Source organism: Pseudomonas sp. NDM, assembly GCF_003105095.1.
GTDB lineage: Bacteria > Pseudomonadota > Gammaproteobacteria > Pseudomonadales > Pseudomonadaceae > Aquipseudomonas > Aquipseudomonas moraviensis_A.
The window spans coordinates 20405-27267 of sequence record NZ_QETJ01000062.1 but is presented as its reverse complement, the minus strand read 5'-3'; the positions used below and the strand labels follow the sequence as shown (position 1 = coordinate 27267).

6 protein-coding genes are annotated in these 6863 nt (G+C 60.3%); all 6 read left to right on the top strand.

The genetic code is table 11. The annotated features are described in order from the left end of the window. Positions 1-449, top strand: a 449-nt coding sequence (locus DCO47_RS14630) for an Lrp/AsnC family transcriptional regulator (RefSeq protein WP_256590166.1), incomplete at its 5' end; no start/stop codon positions are given. A gap of 223 nt (positions 450-672) precedes the next feature. Further along, on the top strand, positions 673-2355 hold the full coding sequence (locus DCO47_RS14625; RefSeq protein ID WP_116658348.1) for an NAD(P)/FAD-dependent oxidoreductase: 1683 nt from the start codon (positions 673-675) through the stop codon (positions 2353-2355). Positions 2356-2367: 12 nt separating this feature from the next. Continuing rightward, on the top strand, positions 2368-3162 hold the full coding sequence (locus tag DCO47_RS14620) for a carbon-nitrogen hydrolase family protein (protein WP_116658347.1): 795 nt from the start codon (positions 2368-2370) through the stop codon (positions 3160-3162). Positions 3163-3200: 38 nt separating this feature from the next. Then, positions 3201-5612 (top strand): pyrroloquinoline quinone biosynthesis protein PqqF, encoded by a 2412-nt coding sequence (pqqF, locus tag DCO47_RS14615; protein ID WP_116658346.1) that lies wholly within the window; start codon positions 3201-3203, stop codon positions 5610-5612. A gap of 156 nt (positions 5613-5768) precedes the next feature. Next, positions 5769-5843 (top strand): pyrroloquinoline quinone precursor peptide PqqA, encoded by a 75-nt coding sequence (pqqA, locus tag DCO47_RS14610; RefSeq protein ID WP_003444522.1) that lies wholly within the window; start codon positions 5769-5771, stop codon positions 5841-5843. Positions 5844-5924: 81 nt separating this feature from the next. After that, entirely contained in the window at positions 5925-6836 is a 912-nt protein-coding gene (gene pqqB, locus DCO47_RS14605) for a pyrroloquinoline quinone biosynthesis protein PqqB (protein WP_065616547.1), read from the top strand. The last annotated feature ends 27 nt before the right edge of the window (positions 6837-6863 follow it).

Sequence of the window (6863 nt, the reverse complement as noted above, 5' to 3'; positions counted from 1 at the left end):
GCCCCCCCACCCTCGACGCAATCGATCGCCAGCTGATCGCCGCGCTGCAAATCAACGCTCGCGAAAGCGTGGCCATGCTCGCCCGTCAGCTAGGCATTGCTCGCACTACGGTGACGTCGCGCCTGGCCCGGCTGGAAAAAGCCAAAGTGATCACCGGCTATGGTGTGCGCCTCGGTCAGCGCGTGGTCGATGGTGGCTTGCAGGCCTACGTCGGGATCAAGGTGCAGCCACGCTCCGGCAAGGATGTGCTGCGGCGCTTGAGTGCGATGGCGCAGGTGCAGCAGTTGTGTGCGGTGAGTGGCGAGTTTGATTATGTGGCGTGGTTGCGCACTGATTCGCCGGAGCAGCTGGACCAATTGCTGGATCAGATTGGCAGCGTTGATGGGGTGGAGAAGACCACGACGTCGATCATTTTGAGCAGCAAGATTGATCGTGGGCAGCCGGTTTAAGGTTTTGATCGAGGTTCTCGGGTGAATTTCAGAGCCTCTCCGCGAGCAGTCTCGCTCCCACATTTTGGTCGGTGTGTAGTCGCCGCTCGTCATATTGATCGCTACTCTGGCAAAACGACGACACATTGCGTCTTATTAACGCGCTCCACGCTCCCTAGAATGGCTGGCATCTTTTCCTATACTCAGACGCGAATCCTGCGTCGGGTCGCCAACAAGGTCAGCCATGAACACGAACAATCGTCATCCTGCAGACGGGAAAAAACCAGTCACCATTTTCGGTCCGGACTTTCCGTTCGCGTTTGACGACTGGATCGAGCATCCGGCGGGTCTGGGCAGCATTCCTGAAGAGCACCATGGCGCTGAAGTGGCGATTGTCGGCGCGGGCATCGCCGGTCTGGTGGCTGCATATGAACTGATGAAACTCGGTTTGAAGCCGGTGGTGTACGAGGCGTCAAAGCTCGGCGGTCGTCTGCGCTCGCAGGCCTTCAACGGCACCGATGCCATCGTCGCCGAACTCGGCGGTATGCGCTTTCCGGTGTCCTCCACGGCGTTTTATCACTACGTCGACAAGCTCGGCCTCGAGACCAAGCCTTTCCCCAACCCGCTGACCGGCGCTTCGGGCAGCACCGTGATCGATCTGGAAGGCGAAACCTATTACGCCGAAAGCCTGAAGGATCTTCCTGCATTGTTCCAGGAAGTCGCCGACGCCTGGGCGGATGCGCTGGAAGCCGGTTCGCAGTTTTCCGATATCCAGCAGGCCATTCGCGACCGGGATGTGCCGCGGTTGAAAGAACTGTGGAACAAGTTGGTGCCGCTATGGGACGACCGGACTTTCTATGACTTCGTCGCCACCTCGAAAGCCTTCGCCAAACTGTCGTTCCAACACCGTGAAGTGTTCGGCCAGGTCGGCTTCGGCACTGGCGGCTGGGATTCGGACTTCCCCAATTCGATGCTGGAAATCTTCCGCGTCGTGATGACCAACTGCGACGATCACCAGCACCTGGTAGTCGGCGGCGTCGAGCAGGTGCCGCAAGGCATCTGGCGTCATGTGCCGGAACGCTGCGTACATTGGCCGGCCGGCACCAGCCTGAAATCCCTGCACCGTGGCGCGCCGCGATCCGGTGTGAAGAAAATTGCCCATGCGCCGGAGGGCCGTTTCGCCGTTACCGACAACAACGGTGACACCCGTGAATACGCCGCTGTGCTGACGACTTGCCAGAGCTGGCTGCTGACCACGCAGATCGAATGCGACGAAACCCTGTTTTCGCAGAAGATGTGGATGGCCCTCGACCGCACGCGCTATATGCAGTCATCAAAAACCTTCGTGATGGTCGACCGGCCATTCTGGAAGGACAAAGACCCGGAAACCGGCCGCGACGTAATGAGCATGACCCTCACCGATCGCCTGACCCGTGGCACCTATCTGTTCGACAACGGTGACGACAAGCCGGGGGTGATCTGCCTGTCGTACTCGTGGATGAGCGACGCGTTGAAAATGCTCCCGCATCCGGTGGAAAAACGCGTCGAACTGGCCTTGAACGCGTTGAAAAAGATCTACCCGAAAGTCGACATCGCCGCACGCATCATCGGTGATCCGATCACTGTGTCGTGGGAAGCCGATCCGTATTTCCTCGGAGCCTTCAAAGGCGCCCTGCCCGGCCATTACCGCTACAACCAGCGCATGTACGCGCACTTCATGCAGGACGAAATGCCGTCCGAGCAGCGCGGAATCTTCATCGCCGGCGACGATGTTTCGTGGACACCGGCATGGGTCGAAGGCGCCGTGCAGACATCACTCAACGCGGTGTGGGGCATCATGAAACATTTTGGCGGCTCGACACATAAAGAGAACCCGGGCCCGGGTGATGTGTTCAAAGACATCGGCCCTATCGCCCTGCCTGAGTAAGAGGATTCCCCGATGCGCGTAGCCGTTTACCAATGTCCACCGCTGCCACTGGACCCCGTCGCCAACCTGCATCGCCTGCACCAGGTGGCGATGGAGGCCAAAGGCGCCGACCTGCTGGTGCTGCCGGAGATGTTCATCACCGGCTACAACATCGGCGCCGAAGCGGTCAGCACGCTGGCCGAGGTTTATAACGGTGAATGGGCGCAGCAGATCGGGCGCATCGCCAAGGCTGCGGGTCTGGCAATCGTTTACGGTTACCCGGAGCGCACCGCCGACGGGCACATCTACAACGCCGTGCAACTGATCGACGCCCACGGCGAGCGCCTGTGCAATTACCGCAAGTCGCATCTGTTCGGCGACCTTGACCGGTCGATGTTCAGCCCCGGCGAAGCAGAGTTGCCGGTGGTTGAGCTGAACGGCTGGAAGCTCGGTTTCCTGATCTGCTATGACCTGGAGTTCCCGGAAAACGCTCGTCGTCTGGCCTTGGCCGGCGCCGAGCTGATTGTGGTGCCGACGGCGAACATGATTCCGTTCGACTTCGTCGCCGACGTCACCGTGCGCGCCCGCGCCTTCGAAAACCAGTGCTACGTGGCTTATGCCAATTACTGTGGGCATGAAGGCGATATTCAGTACTGCGGGCAAAGCAGCGTGGCCGCACCGGACGGCAGCCGCATCGCCCTGGCAGGTCTGGACGAGGCGCTGATCGTCGGTGAACTGGACCGACAACTGATGAATGATTCACGCCAGGCCAACCGCTATCTCAGCGATCGCCGTCCCGAGCTTTACGGCGCGCTGAACCGTCGCTAATCCGCTAGCATGGGCACTTCACTGTTCTGGAAGTGCCCATGCCTGCACCGACTCGTCCCCTCCCCCACACTGAAATTCTGGCTAATGGCTTGCGCGTGACCCTGCGCCACGTGCCCGGCCTCAAGCGCAGCGCTGCCGTATTGCGCGTAGCGGCCGGCAGCCATGACGTGCCGTTGGCATGGCCGGGGCTGGCGCATTTTCTTGAACACCTGCTGTTTCTCGGCACCGAGCGTTTTCCGACAAACGAAGGGCTGATGGCCTACGTGCAACGTCACGGCGGGCAGGTGAATGCCAGCACCCGCGAACGCACCACGGACTTTTTCTTCGAACTGCCCGTGCCGTTGTTCGGCGCAGGGCTCGAGCGTCTGTCAGACATGCTCGCCCGGCCACGTATGAATCTGGACGATCAACGGCGTGAACGGGAGGTGCTACAGGCAGAATTCGTCGCCTGGTCGCAAGATCCGACCGCACAGCAGCAATTTGCCTTGTACCGCGGTTTACCAGAGCAGCACCCGTTGCGCGGGTTTCATGCGGGCAATCGGCACAGCCTGCAGGTGGATTCGCCGGCGTTTCAAACGGCACTGAAAGGTTTCCATCAAAGGTTTTATCGAACCGGGCAAATGCACCTGAGTCTGGTTGGGCCGCAGAGCGTCGATGCGCTCCGAGAGCTGGCGCAGCAATTCGCAGTTGTCTTGCCGGTTGGGGATAAAGTCGCCCAAGCCACACCGCTACCGCTGACAGTGAAAAGTTATCAACAGGTCGGCGCTCACGCGAACCTGTTATGGGCCTTCGACGACTTACCCGAGTCATCCGCGGAGGCGATGGCCTTTCTCTGTCATTGGTTGAACAGCGCAAAACCTGGTGGGTTGCTCGCGTACCTGCATCAACAGAATCTGGCTGACAGCCTGAAAGCCGTGCCGGTCTATCAATTTGCCGGGCAGGCGTTGCTGCATCTGCAACTCAATGCCGGTGGCGAGCGCTTGCATGCCATCAACGAACAGCTGCTGGACTGGCTGAGCTTCTTCGCCCAGCAGGACTGGACGCCATTGCGCGAGGAATACGCCGCCCTGCTTCAGCGCCAACAACACGTCAGCGGAGCTTTGCAACTGGCGCGGCTCGACGTTGAGCAGCAAGCATTCGGCCTGTCCGAATCGGGTGCCGCCGCACTTGAGCACATCCTTCACGAAATCGGTGTTGTGGATAACTTCAGCGACCATTGGCATCTGCCCGCCGCCAATCCTTTCTTACGGGCCAGTCAACCGCTGGCCAACGCTGGTCTGATTCGCGGCCAGACCAGCGCCCACCGTGGCCTGCGCACGTTCGCCCAGGATCGCTCGCGCAGCCGCCGGGAACGCTCGCCGATGCATTTCAGTCAGGCGTTGCCGGACAACAGCGATGAAGGCGCAATTTATCTGCGTTGGCAGGTCGAGGCGGCGGCCAGCGCTGATCTGCGTTCACGATTGCAGCGCAGTCTGCGCCAGACACGACAGGATGCGTCAGAGGCCGGAGTGGATCTGTCTTTCAGTGCTGTAGGCAACCAATGGCTGCTGAAAATGACGGGGCTGCAAGATTCCATGCCCAGCGTCCTGGAGCATGCGCTGAAATGTCTGACGACGATTGACGCCGACTCGCCGCGCGACGAGACACAGATACCCTCGATGCCGCTGCGCCAATTGCTTGAAGCGTTACCGCAAACGTCCCTGCCCACGATTGAAGCCAGCGATGACGCCAAACGCCTGTGGACAACTTCGCGCTGGGACGGCCTCGCGCTTGGGCTCGACCAACCAACCCAATCAGCCATGGGCCTGGCGCTCAGCCGCATTCCCGGCACGCCCGACAATCAGCTGCCGATTACTCTGCACAACAATGCCGAGTACCGCTGGAGCCGAATCGACACGGCCTCCACCGAACATGCCTTGCTGCTCATCTGCCCGACCGCCAGCCATGACATCGCTGATGAAGCCGCTTGGCGCCTGCTCGCACAGCTGTGCCAGACGGCGTTCTACCAGCGCCTGCGCGTCGAACTGCAATTGGGTTACGCCGTGTTCAGTGCGTTGCGACAGTTGCACGGGACGACTGCGATCGTCTTCGCCGTGCAGTCGCCTGCAACCCCCGTGGTCACCTTGCTTGAACACATCCAGGATTTCCTCAACGGCGTTCCAGCCCTGATCGGAACGCTCGGTGACGCCAGTATCAAGCAGCAGCGCGAAAGCCTCGCCGAGCAATTCAGTGATGCCACATTAGCCACCAGAGACGCTGCCGAACTCCTGTGGCAGGGCAAACTCGCCGGCCATTCGTCGGATTACCGTGAGCAACTGGTCGCGGCGATCAATCAACTGGATACGCGAGACCTGCTGACCGCTGCGCAACGCCTGATCAATGTCGACGGCGGCTACCATTGCCTGGCCAATGAACCAATGCCCGGCGCGCCGTGGCAGGCGGCAAACTGATCATTACCGAGGCTGCAAGGAGCTTTCTCAAAGATTCACGGGTCATTACGCTGAAATTTTGAGTAACATAGCCGCCTAACTAATTGGAACATCATCGCGCTGCCGTGGACTATACCTATGGATAGCGCTATCCCAACCCACAGAAGGAGACACCTCATGGCCTGGACCAAACCTGCTTACACCGACCTGCGTATCGGCTTCGAAGTCACCATGTACTTCGCCAGCCGCTGAGTTCTGCCTACGCAGGATTGCAGTGCAACGCCTCGGCTCGCCGGGGCGTTTTATTTTCCGCGTTGAAATGATGGAGCGTTCATGTTCGTCCAGATTCTGGGTTCGGCCGCCGGTGGCGGTTTTCCGCAGTGGAACTGTAACTGCGTCAACTGCGCAGGCTTTCGCGACGGCAGCCTGAATGCCAAGGCGCGTACCCAATCGTCCATCGCCATTTCCGATGACGGCGTGAACTGGGTGCTGTGCAATGCCTCGCCGGACATCCGCGCGCAACTGCAAAGCTTCGCCCCGATGCAGCCAGGTCGGGCCCTACGCGACACCGGCATCAGCGCGATCATCCTGATGGACAGTCAGATCGACCACACCACCGGCCTGCTCAGCCTGCGCGAAGGCTGCCCGCATCAGGTCTGGTGCACGGACATGGTTCACGAAGATCTCAGCACCGGTTTCCCCCTGTTCAAGATGCTCACCCATTGGAACGGCGGGCTGGACTGGAACCGCATCGAACTCGACCAGAGTTTCACTGTGGCGGCGTGCCCGAACCTGCGTTTCACGCCGTTGCCGTTGCGCAGCGCCGCACCGCCGTATTCGCCGCACCGTTTCGACCCGCATCCGGGCGACAACATCGGGTTGATCGTTGAAGACCTCAACACCGGCGGCAAGCTGTTCTACGCGCCAGGGCTGGGCAAGGTCGATGCGCCGTTGCTGGAAATCATGGCGGGCAGTGATTGCCTGCTGGTCGACGGCACGCTGTGGGACGACGATGAAATGCAGCGTCGTGGCGTTGGCACCCGCACCGGTCGCGAGATGGGCCACCTGGCGCAGAATGGCCCCGGCGGCATGCTCGAAGTGCTGGAGCAGTTGCCCGAGCAGCGCAAGGTGCTTATCCACATCAACAATACCAACCCGATTCTTGACGAAGATTCGCCGGAACGCGCGGAACTGGCGCGGCGTAATGTTGAAGTGGCGTTTGATGGCATGAGTATTGTGTTGTAAGCCGTAGATACCGATGCGCGGCCCTTC